The following is a 16,571-nucleotide window of genomic DNA, read 5'->3' as shown; positions in this document are numbered from 1 at the left end:
TGCTCACCACTGGTGGATGTCGATGTTGTACATGCGCTGCAGATATTCGGCGCTGGCGGCCGCCTCAGCGGTCAGGTCCGGATGGGTCAGGATCGTGCGCTTGAGGAAGGGGGCGCCCGAGGTGATGATCCCCTGCCAGGCGCGGATCGTGGGGTTCTCATAGCCGGCCCCGATGTCCGGCCCGGCCACCCACTCGTCAATGGAGTAGGCCTCGGAGAAGGCGAGCCGGGACAGGCCCAGCTCATAGGCCATGACGACGTCCTCCTTGGTCGGCTGGACGCGGATGCCGTCGAAGAAGCGCACCCAGGCGCGCTCAGCGAGGATCCCTCCCCGGAAGGACAGGAAGTAGCTCTGCATGTGCCTGCCGAACTGGTGGGAGGTCGTCAGGCAGCGAATGTCGGGTCCCGGGGGCTCGGCCGCCCACTCCAGGAGGCCGTCGATGGGGGCGAAGGGCCCGAGCATGGAGTCGTTGGTCAGCAGGACGACGGGCTTGGAGCGCACGCCCGGGATCCAGCCCAGCCCGGTAGTCCAGGAACCGAAGTCGTAGCCGAGGTTGGGGCGGCGGATGATGATGGTCCGCTCGGGGATGCCGTGTGGGAACTCAAGGGGCTCGGGGCTCTCGCAGGTCGACACCACGATGGTGGCGTAGTCGGAGGCGTCCAGGGCTGCCAGGTAACGGCTCAGGGAGAGCGGCTGGTCCGGGGTGGCGGAGTACTGGGCGACGATGGCGACGCGCTCGGCGGCGTCGACCGTGCTCCTCTTGCCGCGCTCGACACAGATCCGGCCCCGGGTGACGTCGACGACGCGCGGCCCCTCGTTGAGGGCCTGGGCGCGCTGGGCGCGCTGGAGGCGCCCCAGGAGGCGGCTCACCGGGGCAGCCTTATGCGGACGGCCGACTTGACGAGCCGGACCGGTGCGGTGAGGTGCCAGGAGGTGGAGTGACGGATGTCGCTGAGCTGCTCCCAGGCGCCGTCGAGCTTGCGCTGCATGATGCGCTGCTCCTTCTCCAGGCGCTGGATCTCGGCGTGGAGTTCCCCGGCCTCGGCGTGCGCGTGGCGCAGCGCGGCCCGCAGGCGGCGGATCTCGTCATCCTGACTGACTGTCATCGGTCCTCCTCGTTCAAGGGCTCGGACTGCTCGGACTGCTCGGCCTGGGGCGCCCCCGTGGCATCGACGCTCAGGGCGGGGCTCCAGCGCCCCTCGGGCATGGTGATGAGGCCCGGCTCGTCGATGACCCTGCCCTCGTGGATGAGGAGCTCGGTCTGGCGGTCGGAGTAATCGTAGGTGGCGCCGTCGCGCAGGAGGCAGGTGGTCAGCCACAGGCGCCCCGGATGGAGGACCACGGGGTCCATCGTGTAGTCGATGAAGCCGTCCTCGCCCGCGCGCAGGTCGTAGAGGCGCCCGGCGTGGCGGGAGTTGGGGCCGGAAATCATGACCCCGCCGTCGGTGATGAAGGCCAGGCCGAGCTCGACGTCGCGCAGGTCCTTCCGGGCGTGGACGTGGACGCGCAGGGTGGCGGGCCTGCCGGTGGTGAGGAAGGGGACCTTCTTGCCCTCGCCGTCGAAGATCTCGACGCCGGTCATGCGGCACTCCCCCGAGCCCTGGTTGAGCCGGAAGTCCCTGTCTTCCTCCCGCTCGGCCTCGGTCTGCTCGGCGGCGCGCTTCTCGGCCTCCTTGGCGTTGACGGCGGCGATGTAGGCCGAGACGCCCTCGTCGGCGGGGCCGATCATCTTGACGCGGCCGTGGTCGAGCCAGACGACCTCGTCGCACATCTCCTTGGCCAGGGACAGCGAGTGGGTGACCAGGGCGATGGTGGTGCCGTGGTCGCGCAGGTCGCGCATGTACTCGAAGCACTTGCGCTGGAACTCCTCGTCACCCACGGCGATGATCTCATCGACGATGAGGATCTTGGGCCGGATCGCCACGGCGACGGCGAAGCCTAGGCGCACGGTCATTCCCGAGGAGTAGACCTTGACGGGCTGATCGATGAAGGCGCCGATGTCGGCGAAGTCGATGATCCAGTCGATGGTGGACTCGATCTGCTTGCGGCTGCGCCCCAGGATGGCGCCGTTGAGGAAGATGTTCTCACGCCCGGTGAGCTCGCCGTGGAAGCCGGCTCCGAGCTCGAGGAGGGCGTCGACGCTGTCCGATACGGTGACGGTGCCGCTCGTGGGGCGGTAGACGCCGGCCAGGAGCTTGAGCATCGTGGACTTGCCCGAGCCGTTGTGACCGACGAGCCCGAAGGTGCTTCCCTTGCGGATCTTGAAGGAGACGTCGTCCAGGGCGTGGAAGACGCGCTGCTCGGAGGTGGCGCGCCCGCGCACGAAGCGCTCCTTGAAGGTGGAGCGGCGGTCGGCCTGCATCTCGAAGGTCTTCGAGACGTGGTCGACGACGATGGCGTAATCCTCAGGCGCGGAGGCCGCTGAGCCCGCCGTGGCCGCTGATCCCGCCGTGGCCGCCTCGATCATGTCAGCGCTCATCTCAGATCATCTCCCCCAGGTCGGCGCCCCACTTTCTGATCACGACGCGGGCCGCGAGGTAGGCCAGCAGTGCCCAGCCCAGGCAGGCGGCCCAATGCGTCAGGGCCCCGGCCTGACCAAGGTAAGCCAGGTCCCGGAAGAGCCCGATGTACTCGGCGACAGGCATGTGCGTGACCAGGGACCGCAGGGGGATGCCCCAGTGGTGATTCGGGACGAGGTCCGCGTTGTAGATGATGGGGGTGGCGTAGAACATGAGCTGGAGGATGACGCCGACCAGCTGGGCCAGGTCGCGCATGTAGACGTTGCCGATGGCCAGGATGACGGAGACCGCCTGGACGAAGACGACGACGAGCGCGACGAGCAGCGGGATCAGCAACCAGGACCAGTTCAGGAATCCCATGAGGGCCAAGACCACGAGGAGCAGTCCCGCCTCGATGCCGCTCTGGATGCCGACGGCCATCCCGGCCCCGAGCACGGGGGCGTAGGCGGGGAAGTAGACCTTCTGAAGCAGCCCTCCGGAGGACAGGAGCCCGTTGATGCCCGCGTTGATCGAGTTCTGGAAGTAGCCCCAGATGGTCAGGCCGGCGAAGAGCCAGAGCGCGAACAGCGCGATACCGCCCGTGCGGTCCGCGACGGCGGGGGGCTGCATCTTGAACAGGCCGCCGAAGATGAGGGCGTAGATGCCCAGGGTGGCCAGGGGGACCACGAGGGACCAGACCCATCCCAGCAGGGTCCCGTTGAACTTGGCCTTGAGGTCCCTCTGCCCGAAGGCGTTGACGAGGCTCGCCTGCTGGGCGAGGGTCAGGGGCGACCTCACGTCGATATGCTCCGCCATGGCCTCACTCATCCGGGTCCGGGTGCGAATCCGCCGCCCTGGGAGATGGCGACTCGAAGCCCCAGTCTAGACCAGGGCCGACGCCGCGCGGGCCACCCGGCCTGTGCGTCCGGCTACGACCGGCGCGGTCAGGCGATCCAGGCGCCGGAGGGGGCGAAGCGGTAGTTCCTCCCATCGATGCTCTGCGTCCCGGTGACCATGCGCCCGTCGCCCGGGCCCAGGTAGTACCAGTCGGAGCCGATGCGGTGCCAGCCCGTGGCCATGCCTCCCCAGCCCTCCGCCAGGTAGTACCAGCCGCCATTGACCAACCGCCAGCCGGTGGCCATGGCCCCGCTGGAGGGGTCGAGGTAGTACCAGTCGGGGCCGATCCTCTGCCAGCCAGTGAGCATCGCGCCGGTGGAGTGCAGGTAGTACCAGCGTCCGCCGGCCTTCTTCCAGCCGGTGGCCATGGCCCCGCTGGAGGGGTCGAGGTAGTACCAGGCATTGCCGTCCCACAGCCAACCGGTGGCCATGCGGCCGGAGCCGGGCGAGAGGTAGTACCAGGTCGAGTCCACCTCAAGCCAGCCGGTGACGAGCTTCAAGTCGTCGGAGTAGTAGTACCAGGCACCCCCGGCCCGCACCCATCCGGGGCGGAGGGCCGGGGCGCTCATCTGGGTCGCGGCGATGGAGCGGATCTGGTCCAAGCGGGAGTAGCCGACGTCGCCAGGGCAGCTGGTGTAGCCGACGTCGCGGTGGGCGAGGATGCGGGGCAGGGAGACGACCTGCCCGGCTTCGTACTTCTGGGAGGAGCGGATGGTGAAGTCCGCCCAACCGCTCACGTCCGTCACCCCGCCCCGGGCGAGGAACCACCCGGCGAGCCCGCCGACGCGGTCGAGCTGGGCCCGCGTGGGGGCGACGGCCGAGTAGTCGCCCATCATGGAGACGCCCATGGTCCCGGTATTGGCGCCGTAGGCGTGACCGCCCACGGACATCGTCCCCGGAGCGGAGTCAAGGGTGCCCAGGCGGCCCTCGTAGACGGTGCCGTACTTGTCGACCAGGAAGTTGTAGCCGATGTCCCCCCAGTCCAGCGTGACCGAGTGGTAGTGGTAGATGCCCTGGATGATGCCCTTGGACTGGGCGGCGGTGTAGTTGTTTGTCCCCGCGGTGTGGTGGACGACGACGTGCTTCGCGCTCGCGTACTCGACGTCCCAGTCGGAACTGGAGGAGGCGCCCCAGGCCGAGCGCGGGATGACGCCGAAGGGCAGGCCGTCCACGGCGATCGCCCCGGCGAGGCCGGCCAGCGAGCCCCCCGCCCCGGCGGCGCCGGCGCCCGCGCCCGCCGGAGTGGGGGCCTCGACGGTCCCGGCGGCGGCGGCCTGGCGGGCGGTGGCGGCCCGGTCGACGGGCGTGGCGGGCGCGGTGACGGACTCGAGGTCAGAGGCCTCGATGGTCTCCTCGGAGCCGCTGGGGGCGTCGGGGACGAGGTGGAGGCGCAGGCCGGCGGGGATGGAACGGGCGTCGTCGATGATGAGGGCGGCCTGGACGGCGTCGGCGCCACCGGTGACGAAGGGCTCGGTGCCGGTGGATCGGGCGGGGCCCGAGTCGCGCCCCCCGGGGCCCTCGACCTCCAGGAGGTGCCAGGTGGACCACTCGCCGCCCTCGCGCACGCGCAGGTAGGCGCTCGCCCCGTCGGGCAGGCCCCCGTCGCCCCAGGTGAAGCCGGCCACCACGAAGCCGTCGACGGCGAGCGGCTCGGTCAGGATGGTGGCGTCACGCTCGGGGTCGATGCCGGAGGAGAGGTCCGCCGTCGCCAGGGGGAAGCGGGCCGTTCCAACGCCGGTGCCGGAGGCGGCTGGCGCGCTGCCGGCCGGGCTGGGGGCGGCGGACGGCGAGACCTTGAGGCCCGCCTGGGCGAGGGGGGTGGGGGAGCCGTCCCCCGAGGTCAGCTCCAACACCTTCGCGGGAGCGCCGTCGGGAGGAAGGGCGAGCGGACGGGCCGGGGCCACCGCGGGCGGAGCTAACGCGGAGGACGCCGCAGACTCACTGGCAAGGCCGAGGGCGATCAGGGGCAGGGTGGACATCATCCCGAAGGAGCGGCGGCTGAGCATGGAATCCTCTCGTGTCGCGCCACCGGCGCGACAATGCCGGTGTGACAATTGGGGTGAATGAGACTATTGGGGCCAGTTCGACACCCTACCCTCCCCTTTCGGGCCCTTTCACTGTGAGCCTGGCGATGATCATCGAAATGCAATGTTCGCCGGCTCCGGCAGCCCACGCGCCGCCCACCCGCCCCGTGGGGCCCGGGGCCCCGTGGGGCGCCGCGCCCGGGGCCTGTGGCATGATGGCGGGCGGAAGAACTCGGCGTTCTCACGGCATCGCATCCTCATTGCCTGTTGGCCGAGCAGTGTCGACCACGGAGTCCCTCATGAACGTCCTCATCACCGGTGGCGCCGGCTTCATCGGCGCGAACTTCGTCCACCAGACCCTGTCCCGCTACCCCGACGCGCGCGTCGTCGTCCTCGACAAGCTCACCTACGCGGGCAACAAGGGCTCCCTGGCGGATGTGTCGGACCGCGTCGAGCTGGTTGTCGGCGATATCGCCGATATGGACACGGTGGACCCGCTGGTGGCGGACGCGGACGTCGTCGTCCATTTCGCCGCGGAGTCGCACAACGACAACTCCCTCAACGACCCCTCCCCCTTCATCCGCACCAACCTGGTGGGCACCTTCACCCTCCTGGAGGCGGTGCGCCGCCACGGGACGCGCTTCCACCACGTCTCCACCGACGAGGTCTACGGGGACCTGGAGCTCGACGACCCGGCCAAGTTCACCCCGGAGACGCCCTACAACCCCTCCTCGCCGTACTCGTCATCGAAGGCGGGCTCAGATCTTCTCGTGCGCGCCTGGGTGCGCTCCTTCGGCATCGAGGCCACGATCTCCAACTGCTCGAACAACTACGGGCCGTACCAGCACATCGAGAAGTTCATCCCCCGCCAGATCACCAACCTCATCGACGGCGTGCGCCCCAAGCTCTACGGCGCTGGCGAGAACGTGCGCGACTGGATCCACGTCCTGGACCACAACGACGCCGTGTGGGACATCGTGGAGAAGGGCCGCATTGGCGAGACCTACCTCATCGGCGCCGACGGCGAGAAGAACAACAAGGAGGTCGTCGAGCTGATCCTGGAGCTGATGGGCTTCGAGATCGACGACTACGAGCACGTCAACGACCGTCCCGGCCACGACATGCGTTACGCCATCGACAACACCAAGCTGGTGACCGAGCTCGGCTGGGCGCCCAAGTTCACGGACTTCCGCTCCGGCCTGGCGGCCACCATCGACTGGTACCGGGACAACGAGGCCTGGTGGCGCCCGCTCAAGGCGGAGGTTGAGGCCAAGTACGCCGCCCAGGGCCAGTGAGGCCGGCAACGGGCCTCAGCCGCAGGCGGTGATGCGCCAGAGGGTCGCCGTGGACCCGGCGCCCGACGGCGCGGAGTCGACCTCCTCCAGGTACTCGTGGGGCACCTGGTCCATCCGCCAGCCCCACAGGGGTTGACGGCCGCCACCGGTGGCGCCATCGGGGCGGGCGTCGTCGGAGTAGTAGTGCGTCACTCCGCGCTCATTGAGGATCCGGCACACCTCGGGATCGGAGCCGAGCTGATCGAGGTGCTCCCCCAGCCACTCCAACTCCGGGCTGATCGGCAAGAGCCGCGTGGGGTAGACCGTGCGCACACCGGCCACGCTCCACAGGTAGGCGCTCCCGTTGGACGGGTTCCCTATGACGAGCGCGTGAGCGCCGAGCTCCTGGGGGGCGCGGCGGATCATCGCCAACTCGGCGTCGGAGAGCATCGTGCCGTAGGAGATGCGCCGCGGATCGTGGACCGCTTCCATGATCTCTGCCTTGAGCCCCCACCTCCACGCGGGGGCGAGGACGAGTGAGGCCGCGAGCGCGGCCAAGGCGACGCGGCGCGGGTGGGAGCCCAGCCGCCCACGCCATCCGGGCAGTGCGGCCCAGGCGCGGGCGAGGTCGCGGGCGCCGAGCGTGGCGAGCACGAGGAGCCCGATCGTCACGAGGACGATGATGCGGGCCCGCTGGGTGTACCACGGCCCGGCCAGGACACGCAGGGGCCACTGGGGCCCCGCGGCGAGGAGCAGGATGAGCGCGGCCGCCCCGGTGCCGATGGACCACAGGCGCGCCTGCTGGGCATCGCTGCCCCGGGCGCCCCGCCATGCCCCGACCACGGCGACGAGCGCCAGGGCGACCACCAGGGCATTGCCCGGGATGTAGGGGGTGAACCGGGCCAGCAGGGGATGATCGGTGGTGAGCGCATAGACGGTCTCCGCGAGGTTGCTCGGGGGGCGCTGGTAGGAGAAGACATCCACCAGCGAGCCGCGCACCCGCCAGCCGGCCCCGGCCACCAGGAGCCCGCCCGCGGTGGCGGTGGCGATCAGGGCTCCTCTCCCCCGCCCGCCGCGGCGCCAGGCGGCGGCCACCGGGCCCCACGAGCCCCGCACCACCAGCGGACCGGCCAGCACGATGAGGTTGAAGACGGCCGCGCCGTGCGCGCCAATGACCCCGAGACCACCCAGGGCGGCCAGCGCGAGGGCATGCGCGCGCCGTCGGCCGCCCATGGCGCCGGATCCGCAGGCGCGCGTGACCAGGGCGAGGCAGCCGGGCAGGAGGCACACGGACAGCGCATAGGGCCACACGCTGGTGAGGAGGAGGAGGACGGAGACCACGGAGCCGGACAGGGCGGTCCCCAGCCCCAGGAGCGCGCCCACGCCCCGATCCTCATCGGGGCCCGCGCGCCTGAGGGTCTCGCGCAGGAGGGCGGCCATGCTCAGTGGCCAGATGGCCGACGAGAGCACCACCACGAGCGTGTTGGAGCCCTCGATGACTCCGCCGGGCAGGAGCGCGGCGATGGCGTGCCAGACCATGGGGTAGTAGATGCGCTGGCCGTCGTAGAGCGGCCAGGTGCCGCCGAAGGAGCTCGCGTCCCCCGTCAGGCGCACGAAGGCGGTGGCGGACAGGTGGTAGATGGAGTCCGAGGCCTGCATCGGGGAGTCGAGCGCCCCGGTCGAGCGGATCACCGGAACCGCGGTCATGAACGCGGCCAGCCCCAGTCCCGCGCACAGCGCGAGTCGGCCCCGGGCGTCGAGGGGGGCCGGACAGGACGGTGGTCCGGCGGCGCCGGGCTCCCGGGGGGCGCGGCGCGCGAGCGCGCCCGCGGCGGCGCACGCGGCCCAAATCCAACCGACGGGGCCGATGAGCAGGTGGCCGCGGTCCCAGGGGATCCCCAGCGGCTGGGCCAGCGCGCTGCCCAGGGTGAGGATCCCGGCGGTGAGCGTCGGCGCGGCCCCCAGCGCTGTCACTCCGCGCAGCCCCCAGGCCTGGGCGATCGACCAGCCGGGGATGATGAGCCCGCCGAGGGCCGCCACCGCGATCGGCGGGGCGGCCGCCCACGAGGGGCCAACGGCGCCGCCGAGCCGGATCACCAGCGCGAGCGCCGCGATCCCGGCCAGCGGCAGGACGACGACGCGGGTCGCGGTGGCTCCGATCCACGCCGCGGGACGCAGACGCCAAGAGCCGCTCATGGGGTCGCCTCCTTCTGCTCGCAGGCGGTGATGCGCCACAGGGTGGCGTCCCCCTCGGAGTCGACGAGCTCGAGCCCCCGCGCGGGCGGACGGATGAGCGACTCGTCCCACCACGCATCGGCGACGCCGTACTCGGCGCCAGCGGCCGTCGGGTCCTCCTGGGCGAGGAAGTACTTCACGTTCAGGCGGTCCAATCGCGAGCAGATCTGCGCCGTCGTCGTCTCATCGACGCCGAGAGCGGGCCATAGGCGGGCCACGCTGCCCATGTCGGAGGGGTGGTAGGGCTCGCTGCGGGACATGTAGACCCCGTGGATGCCAGTCATGGGCCACACATAGCCCGCGCCCCGGGCGGGGGCGCCCAGGACCACCGCGTCGTCGGGGAGGACGCTCCTCGACCTCTCCAGCAGGACCAGCTCATCGACGGTGGCCAGTGTGCCGTGCTGAATCCGGCGCGGGTCCCACACCGAGGCGACCAGGCCGTGCAGCAGCGGCACCCGGCAGGCCACGGTCACCAGTACGACGGCGACGAGCGCGCCGCTCAGCAGCCGGGCCCCGCCGCGCCGCAGCGGCGGGCGCGCCCGCTCGACGGCGAGCAGGCCGCTGATCCCACGCGCGGCGAGGAGTATCGCGGGGATGGTCACCAAGGGCATGATCCGCGCCTCCTGGAGGTACCAGGGCGAGCCGATCTGGCGTCCTGGCCAGGCGGGGCCCGAGGTGAGCAGGACGATCACCGTGGCCATGAGCCACAGCGCGACCCAGGGGCGCAGGGAGGGGTCATGGCGCGCCTGCCACGCGCCCGCGAGCGCGAGGGCGGTGAGCACCGCCCCGGCGGGGATCCAGGCGACGGGGGGCACGAGGCCGTACTGCGGGGCATCGAGGATGATCCTCTTGAGCGCATCGAGGGTCCCGCCCCAGCCTCCCGCGGGCCGCTCGTAGGAGAGCACCGAGACCACCTGCTCGCCCATCACCCATCCGCCGAGCAGGGCCGCCGCGGTGAGCACGGGGAGGACTCGCAGCATGATGCGCCGCCCCCGCCCTCCCAGCCGGATGACATGGCTCATCGCCGCGGCGACGAAGGGAAGGCTGATCACCAGCACGTTGAAGGCGCCCGCGCCATGGGCGAGCACCGTCCCGCCCCCGATGACGACGAGCACGCCCAGGCTGGTCCCGGGGGTGCAGGTGCGATCGAGGATGTCGCGCAGCGCGGTGCCCAGGACGGCGAGAACCCCGGGCAGGGCGATGACGGACAGGACGTAGGGCCATACCGTCAGGGAGGTCATGAGCACCGGCAGCGCCACGGTGGTCGAGGCCAGCGCGACGGTCAGGCCGGTGGCCCTGGCCCACCCCTCGCCGAGGGTCCTGCGCAGCGCCGTGAGCATGCCCGTCAGAGCCGCCGGCCAGACCAGGACGGCGCACCCCAAGAGCAGGGCGTTGGTGGCCTGGATGGCGCTGCCCGGGATGAAGACGGCGATCGCGTGCCAAAGCGTGGGGTAGAAGACGCGGTAGCCCTGATATATCGGCCACAATCCACCGAAGGGGGAGGCATCTCCGACCTCCCTCATGACGGTGATGGCGTTGACGTGGAAGGTGACGTCGTAGGCCTGGGCCGGCCAGGAGCCCTTGGGCGCGCCCGTCGCCGCCGCCATCGCCACCGCCCCGGCCACGACGGCACCGCCGAGCAGCCAGGCGAACTCATCGGCCCGCAGCCTCGTGGAGCCCGCCAGGGTGGGGCCGATGCGAATCCACCCCTTGCGCCGCAGCGCGCGCGCGGGGAGGCCGAGCAGCGCCATGAGGCCGATGACGACCGGCGGCCCCCAGGCCATCCAGTGCAGTGACAGGACGCTGGTGAGCATCTGCGCCACGGAGATGATCGCGGCGCTGACCGCCGGGGCGAGGGCGAAGGCGGGCAGCCTGCCAACCCCGGCCGACCGGGCGACGGCCCAGCCGGGCGCGAGGAGGACGGTCGCCCCGAAAAGCGCGCCGAGAAGGAGTGTCAGCACGTGCTCGTCCCCCGGCCTCGCCTACCCTGATACCCGGCCCTGTCCCGGGCTCGCATGAACGGCACCGGCCTCAGCCCAGACGCTGGCCCCCGCCGATGGTCAGACGGGGCGCGCCCGTCCGCCTCTCGGCGTCGGTGGCGGCGCCGCCCTTCTCGCCGATGGCCTCGCGGCCCTTCTCAGCGCACTGGGCGGCCAGGGGAAGCCCGATCCTCCCCAGGGCGACGACGGCGATGCGCATGGTGGTCCTTCCAGGCCGGGCGGCGGGTCTGACCGTATGGTACGGCCTCTCCGCGCCGCTCCCCGCAGACGGCTCCACGACATCGGACAACGGCCCGACGCCGCCCCCTGCGGCGCGACGGCTGACTCGGCGATCCGCACCGCCATCGCGGCTCCTCGCCGCCCAGCGGGAGAAGCCCGGCCGGGCGCCGTCGTTCACGCGGGGGTCAGGGACGATCGGCCCGCGCGTGCGACAATGCCGTGGTGAGCACGCCCGCAGCCTCCAGGCAGGACCCCTCCCCGGCGACCGACGCCTGGCTCGTCATCCCGCTGTACAACGAGGCCCAGGTCATTGGCAGCGTCATCGGGGCGGCTCGCGACACCTTCCCCCACATCGTCGCCGTCGACGACGGATCGAGGGATGACTCCGCGCGGCAGGCCGAGCGCGCCGGGGCGATCGTCGTGCGCCACCCGGTCAACAGGGGCCAGGGCGCCGCGCTCCAAACCGGCATCGACTACGTCCTGGACAAGACGAACGCGGACTACATCGTCACCTTCGACGCCGACGGTCAGCACTCCCCCGATGACGCCAGGGCCATGGTGTCCGCCGCGCGCGAGGAGGGGCTCGGCTTCGTCCTCGGCTCCCGCTTCCTCGAGGGCCCCTCCCCCGTGGGCCCGGCCAAGCGCTTCATCCTCGGACTGGCGGCCAAGGTCTCTTCCCGATCCTCGGGGATGCGGATGACGGACGCACATAACGGGCTGCGGGTGCTGCGGCGCGACGCCGCCGAGAGGATCAACCTGCAGCAGGACCGCATGGCCCACGCCTCGGAGATCATCCGCCAGCTCGCCGCCACCGGCCTGCCCTGGCGGGAGCACCCGGTGACGATCACCTACACCGACTACTCCAGGGCCAAGGGCCAGTCCCTGTGGAACTCCATCAACATCCTCGTCGACCTGCTCTTCAGTTGAGCGGGCATCGGAGCACCGCACCCGCCGCCAGTCCATAGGACCAATCCATAGGAGCAGTCAGTGAGTCACCAGATCATCATCCAGGCCATCCTCGTCATCACCGTCGTCGCGATCGGCTGGACCATGGTGCGCACCCCGACCGGCGCGCGGCACGAGGCCAGCCGGCGCCTCCTGACCCTGACCTTCGTGCTCTTCGCGGTGATCGCGATCTGCCTGCCCCAACTGACCACCCAGGTGGCCAACGCCGTCGGGGTGGGCCGCGGCACCGACCTCCTCCTCTACGCCCTCGTCATCGCCTTCCTGCTCAACGTCCACTCCTCCTTCCGCCGCAAGGCCTCCCTGGAGCGGCAGATCACCCGGCTGGCGCGCCGGGTCGCGATCGACGCCGCGCCGGAGCCCCCTGCTAAGGCCCGCCGGGAGCGCCCCTGAAGGCGGGCGCGGGCCGGCGGGCGCGGACCGGCGGGCACGGGCCGGCGGGCGCGAAGCCCGGGAGAAGCCCCCTGGCGAGGGGGCCGGGGCCCCGGTCTCAGACGCGCCGGGCGGCGCGCACGACGATCTCCTCGCGCGCGCGCAGGCCGGCGGACAGCGCCCAGCGCAGCGGCGCCTGCCAGGGAGCGGGGTGGGAGGCCCGCATGTAGCGGCGCGCCGAGGCGTGGTGGGCGCGGATCATCCGCTCGGGGCGCGCCTTCCAACTCACGCCCTGCTCGTGGATGACGACAGCGTCTGGCACCTGGAGGTTGACGCGCCCGGAGGCCCCGACCCTCGCCCCGAGATCGACGTCCTCGAAGAACATGAAGTAGCCGTCGTCGAAGCCCCCGAGCTCGCGCCACACGTCAGCGGGCAGCAGGAGGCAGGCGCCCGAGAGCCAGCCCACGGCGTGGGTGACGTCCTCATTGCCGCCGTGGTAGCGGGCGGAGAAGGGGTTGGAGGGCCAGACCCTCCCCAGCAGGGCGTGCCCGGTGCCCGCCGCCAGCGAGGGCAGGGCGCGCCCGGAGGGGTAGACGGTCCCGTCGGCGTTGAGGAGCCGCGGGCCAAGCGCGCCCGCCCCGGGGTGGGCGATCGCGGCTTCGATGAGGACGTCGAGGCTGCCGGGGCGCCACACGAGGTCGGGGTTGGCCACGACGATCCAGTCCTCATCCAGCCCCTGGGCCGCGAGGTTGGCGCCCCCGCCGTAGCCGCGGTTGACGCCGTCGCCGACGACGCGGGCGCCGTGCGCGGCGGCGAGGGACTCGACGACGTCGTGTTCCTCGCCGTTGTCGGCGATGACGACGGTGATCTCGCGGGAGGTGGCGTCCTTGAGCGAGGAGAGGAAGCGCTCAAGCTCGTCCCCGGGGTTGTAGGCGACGGTGACCACGCGCGCGCGCCCGCCCCGGGCGCCCTGCCGGCCGGCCACCGGATCGGGCTCGGACCGAGCCACGGCATCGGGCGACACGCCGGGCCGGCGGCGCGAATCAGCCGGATCCGGCCGATCGGAGGGCGCGGGGACGAGGTCGGTCACGGGAAGAGCCTAAACGAGAAGGGGTCTTGCCGAGGCGGTGTGACGCCAGTCATCCAGACCGGAGGAAGATCATGTCTCGACGCAGTCACGGTACTAGGTCACGCCTAGCGGATTCTCTAGACTCGCCACGTGCCCTACACCGAGAAGCCACGCGCACGGCATTCGATCAAGGACCTGGGGAGGCGAACCGCCCGCCGGGCCGGCTTGGTGTTCCTGTCACTCGCCCTGTTCGTCACCTCAGCGGCGGGATTCGCCTACATGGACCTGCAGGGCCAGGTCAAGCGCTTCGACATCTCGGGCTACCTGGACGGCTCCGCCACCCGCACGGACGCCATCGGCGACTCCTACGACGGGCACGCCCTCAACATCCTCATCCTGGGCTCGGACACCCGCAGCGGGGCCAACAACGTCGACGGCGCCGACGGCAGCGAGGACACCTCCGTCGCCCGCTCGGACACGGCGGTGATCATGCACGTGTCCGCCGACCGCTCCCGAGTGGAGGTGGTCTCCATCCCCCGCGACCTCCTCGTGGACATCCCCTCGTGCAAGACCTACGACGGCACCGAGTCGGCCCCCCAGCCGGACACGATGATCAACAACGCCTTCGCCACCGGCGCCGGCACCGGCACCAATGAGAAGGCCCTGGGCATCGGCGCCGCCTGCGCGATCAACACCATCGAGAAGATGACCGGCGTCAACATCGACGAGTTCATGGTCGTCGACTTCCACGGCCTGGAGACGATGATCGATGCCCTGGGCGGCGTCAACCTCTACGTCTCCGAGGAGATCGACGACCCCGATTACACCCAGCTCCACCTGCCCGTGGGCTGCCAGCACCTCAATGGCCCCGACGGCCTGAAGTACGCGCGCGCCCGCCACGGCTACGGCAACGGCTCGGACATCGGCCGCATCGAGCACCAGCAGAACCTCATGGCAGCCATGATCCGCACCGCCAAGAGCAAGAACATCCTCTCCAACGCCAACCAGCTCTACTCCTTCGCCCGCACGGCGCTGGGGTCGCTGACCACCTCCGAGAAGATCGGCGACCTGACCAACCTCCAGGGCCTGGCCAACTCGATCCAGTCCATCGGCCTGGACCGCATCACCTTCCTCACCGTGCCCAACGAGCCCGCTGCACGGGACGCTAACCGCGTGGTGGCCACCAATGACGCCAAGGCGGTCTGGAAGGCCCTCAGGGAGGACACCCCCGTGCCCACCAGCTCGGTCAGCGGCAAGGCGGATGGCTCCCCCGCTTCTCCCGCGCCCGGCTCCTCCGACGCCGCCGCGGGCCCCTCCTCGACCGATGCGGCCGAGCAGACCGATGCCCCTGCCGGCAAGCCCAGTGGCGCCCCGGCCCCCCAGGCCCCCGCTCCCGCGTCTCCCTCCGCAGGCTCCGTCACCCAGTGCAAGTGAGGCGCGCGCCCTATGACGTCGAATGACGGTCTTCCCCCCAGCGTCACCCCGGGCTCTGGAGGACGTCCCGCCGGGCCCCCGAGGGTGCCACGCGCGGTGGGGCAGGGCCAGCAGCCGGATCCCCGGCCCGCGCCGGAGGCCCCCGCGCGCCGCAGCGTGCTCGGCGGGAACCAGGCGCAGGCGGGACCGCGGCCCCCAGTGCCGACGGCGGTCCCCCGCCAGCGGCCCGCGCCGCCCTCCGGCGGCAGCCATGCCAGGCCCGGATCATCGGCCCTCGCGCTCGGGGCCGCGCCGCGGCGCCCCGCCCCTGACGCCACGCGGGCCCTGCCCTCGGGCCACCCGGATACCCTCCCCGCTCCCTACGGACCCGTGCGGCCGGACCTACCCTCGGGCCCGATCAGCCCGGGGCGCCGCGCCCCCCGGCGCCGCCGCTGGCGCCGGGCCCTCGGCTGGACCGCCCTGGTGATCGCGCTCGTGCTCGGGGTCATCGTGGGCCGGGTGGCCTGGCTGGCCCACGAGGTCGACGACAAGCTCGGACGGGTGGACGCCCTGTCCGGCAAGAAGGACACCGCTGGGGAGACCTGGCTCATCGTGGGCTCGGACGCCCGTGGCGACGGAGGCATCGCCGACGACGGCACGGAGGGCTCCCGCGCGGACTCGATCATGCTGCTGCACAGGAACAACGGCCAGTCCTCGCTGACCACCCTGCCGCGCGACACGTATGTGGAGATCCCCGGCCGCGGCGGAGACAAGATCAACGCCGCCTACGCCTACGGAGGGCCCGAGCTCCTGGTCCAGACCGTGGAGCGGCTCAGCGGCCTGACGATCGACCACTACATGGAGGTCGGGATGGCCGGTGTCAAGGAGACGGTCGACGCCGTCGACGGCATCGACGCCTGCCTCGACTACGACGTGGACGACCGCGACTCCGGGCTGGTGTGGGACACCTCGAAGGGCACCTGCCAGCACATCGACGGTGAGAAGGCCCTGGCCTACTCGCGCATGCGCAAGTCGGATCCCACGGGGGACATCGGCCGGGGCCTGCGCCAGCGCGCGGTGATCAGCGCCGTCGTCGACCGGGCCGTGTCCGCCAAGACGCTCATCAGCTGGCCCCGCCAGGACAAGTTGGTCGACGCGGGCACGAAGGCGCTCACCGCCGACAAGGACACCGGCCTGACGGATATCGGGAAGATGGTGCTCGGCTTCCGCGAGGCCTCATCCCAGGGCCTCGCCGGGGCCCCGCCGATCGACTCCCTCGACTACGAGCCCGGCGGGATCGGGGCGGCCGTCCTCCTCAAGGACGAGACCGCGCCGGACTTCTTCTCCAAGTTGCGCGCGGGCAGGCTCACATCCTCCGACTTCAACAAGATCGAGCCCACCTCCTAACCCCCTCGAGACCGGTCCTAGGGCCAGGAACGATGGCGAGGTTTGAGGATTCCTTTTTATGACACACTGTCACATCTTGCGTTTGCCCAGGCCAGAGGCCTGCTCATAAAACTGAAGCCGGGCCCACACCCTCTTGGAGCCCGAGCAATCCTCAAACCGCGCCACTTCGCACTCGTCCCAGAACCCGCCGCACCGAGACC

The 16,571-nt window shown here is 71.4% G+C and carries 14 protein-coding genes; 5 read left to right on the top strand and 9 right to left on the bottom strand.

Annotated elements, in window-relative coordinates; translation table 11 throughout:
* Positions 1 to 3: 3 nt before the first annotated feature.
* From GVV76_RS09240 to GVV76_RS09220, 5 genes are all read right to left on the bottom strand, one after another.
* Positions 4 to 870: a rhamnan synthesis F family protein gene (locus GVV76_RS09240; RefSeq protein WP_159626567.1), complete on the bottom strand. Its 867-nt coding sequence runs from the start codon at positions 868 to 870 to the stop codon at positions 4 to 6.
* Entirely contained in the window at positions 867 to 1,106 is a 240-nt protein-coding gene (locus GVV76_RS09235; protein ID WP_159524032.1) for a methyltransferase, read from the bottom strand. Before GVV76_RS09235 ends, GVV76_RS09240 begins: the two co-directional genes overlap by 4 nt.
* Positions 1,103 to 2,479, bottom strand: a complete 1,377-nt coding sequence (locus tag GVV76_RS09230; RefSeq protein ID WP_236263368.1) for an ABC transporter ATP-binding protein — start codon at positions 2,477 to 2,479, stop codon at positions 1,103 to 1,105. Before GVV76_RS09230 ends, GVV76_RS09235 begins: the two co-directional genes overlap by 4 nt.
* A gap of 1 nt (position 2,480) precedes the next feature.
* Positions 2,481 to 3,314, bottom strand: coding sequence for an ABC transporter permease (locus GVV76_RS09225; protein WP_159524031.1), 834 nt, complete (start codon positions 3,312 to 3,314; stop codon positions 2,481 to 2,483).
* Between the two features lie 128 nt (positions 3,315 to 3,442).
* Positions 3,443 to 5,401, bottom strand: coding sequence for an N-acetylmuramoyl-L-alanine amidase (locus GVV76_RS09220; protein WP_159626565.1), 1,959 nt, complete (start codon positions 5,399 to 5,401; stop codon positions 3,443 to 3,445).
* Positions 5,402 to 5,718: 317 nt separating this feature from the next.
* Between GVV76_RS09220 and rfbB the strand changes: the two genes are divergently transcribed.
* Positions 5,719 to 6,714 carry a dTDP-glucose 4,6-dehydratase gene (rfbB, locus tag GVV76_RS09215; RefSeq protein WP_159626563.1) on the top strand — a complete coding sequence of 332 codons (996 nt, stop codon included), beginning with the start codon at positions 5,719 to 5,721 and terminating at the stop codon, positions 6,712 to 6,714.
* Positions 6,715 to 6,729: 15 nt separating this feature from the next.
* Here the strand turns inward: rfbB and GVV76_RS09210 are convergent, their stop codons facing one another.
* The 3 genes from GVV76_RS09210 to GVV76_RS09200 all read right to left on the bottom strand — a co-directional run bounded on the left by GVV76_RS09210 (position 6,730) and on the right by GVV76_RS09200 (position 11,127).
* Positions 6,730 to 8,889: a DUF6541 family protein gene (locus GVV76_RS09210; RefSeq protein ID WP_159626561.1), complete on the bottom strand. Its 2,160-nt coding sequence runs from the start codon at positions 8,887 to 8,889 to the stop codon at positions 6,730 to 6,732.
* Positions 8,886 to 10,889: a DUF6541 family protein gene (locus GVV76_RS09205; RefSeq protein ID WP_159626559.1), complete on the bottom strand. Its 2,004-nt coding sequence runs from the start codon at positions 10,887 to 10,889 to the stop codon at positions 8,886 to 8,888. The genes GVV76_RS09210 and GVV76_RS09205 overlap by 4 nt, the downstream gene beginning before the upstream one ends.
* Before the next feature lie 70 nt (positions 10,890 to 10,959).
* Positions 10,960 to 11,127, bottom strand: coding sequence for a hypothetical protein (locus GVV76_RS09200; protein WP_159524026.1), 168 nt, complete (start codon positions 11,125 to 11,127; stop codon positions 10,960 to 10,962).
* A gap of 242 nt (positions 11,128 to 11,369) precedes the next feature.
* Between GVV76_RS09200 and GVV76_RS09195 the strand changes: the two genes are divergently transcribed.
* Positions 11,370 to 12,074, top strand: a complete 705-nt coding sequence (locus GVV76_RS09195; protein WP_442858371.1) for a glycosyltransferase family 2 protein — start codon at positions 11,370 to 11,372, stop codon at positions 12,072 to 12,074.
* 60 nt (positions 12,075 to 12,134) lie between these two features.
* Entirely contained in the window at positions 12,135 to 12,503 is a 369-nt protein-coding gene (locus GVV76_RS09190) for a DUF2304 domain-containing protein (protein WP_159524024.1), read from the top strand.
* Between the two features lie 97 nt (positions 12,504 to 12,600).
* On the opposite strand, the gene GVV76_RS09185 is transcribed toward GVV76_RS09190, so the two are convergent.
* Entirely contained in the window at positions 12,601 to 13,572 is a 972-nt protein-coding gene (locus tag GVV76_RS09185) for a glycosyltransferase family 2 protein (protein ID WP_159626555.1), read from the bottom strand.
* Positions 13,573 to 13,701: 129 nt separating this feature from the next.
* On the opposite strand from GVV76_RS09185, the gene GVV76_RS09180 reads away from it, so the two are divergent.
* Together GVV76_RS09180 and GVV76_RS09175 are read left to right on the top strand one after the other, a co-directional pair.
* Positions 13,702 to 14,985, top strand: a complete 1,284-nt coding sequence (locus GVV76_RS09180; RefSeq protein ID WP_235905426.1) for an LCP family protein — start codon at positions 13,702 to 13,704, stop codon at positions 14,983 to 14,985.
* Between the two features lie 12 nt (positions 14,986 to 14,997).
* Positions 14,998 to 16,371, top strand: coding sequence for an LCP family protein (locus GVV76_RS09175; protein WP_236263366.1), 1,374 nt, complete (start codon positions 14,998 to 15,000; stop codon positions 16,369 to 16,371).
* The last annotated feature ends 200 nt before the right edge of the window (positions 16,372 to 16,571 follow it).

Source organism: Actinomyces sp. zg296 (assembly GCF_009829695.1).
In the GTDB taxonomy this organism is placed as follows: domain Bacteria; phylum Actinomycetota; class Actinomycetes; order Actinomycetales; family Actinomycetaceae; genus Actinomyces; species Actinomyces marmotae.
This window is presented reverse-complemented; position numbering and strand designations above follow the sequence as displayed.

Excerpts from the sequence above, each read along its gene's own strand:
- rfbB (WP_159626563.1), top strand. The coding sequence starts at position 5,719 with ATGAACGTCCTCATCACCGGTGGCGCCGGCTTCATCGGCGCGAACTTC.
- GVV76_RS09220 (WP_159626565.1), bottom strand. The coding sequence starts at position 5,401 with ATGCTCAGCCGCCGCTCCTTCGGGATGATGTCCACCCTGCCCCTGATC.
- GVV76_RS09230 (WP_236263368.1), bottom strand. The coding sequence starts at position 2,479 with ATGAGCGCTGACATGATCGAGGCGGCCACGGCGGGATCAGCGGCCACG.
- GVV76_RS09175 (WP_236263366.1), top strand. The coding sequence starts at position 14,998 with ATGACGTCGAATGACGGTCTTCCCCCCAGCGTCACCCCGGGCTCTGGA.
- GVV76_RS09235 (WP_159524032.1), bottom strand. The coding sequence starts at position 1,106 with ATGACAGTCAGTCAGGATGACGAGATCCGCCGCCTGCGGGCCGCGCTG.
- GVV76_RS09210 (WP_159626561.1), bottom strand. The coding sequence starts at position 8,889 with ATGAGCGGCTCTTGGCGTCTGCGTCCCGCGGCGTGGATCGGAGCCACC.
- GVV76_RS09200 (WP_159524026.1), bottom strand. The coding sequence starts at position 11,127 with ATGCGCATCGCCGTCGTCGCCCTGGGGAGGATCGGGCTTCCCCTGGCC.
- GVV76_RS09225 (WP_159524031.1), bottom strand. The coding sequence starts at position 3,314 with ATGGCGGAGCATATCGACGTGAGGTCGCCCCTGACCCTCGCCCAGCAG.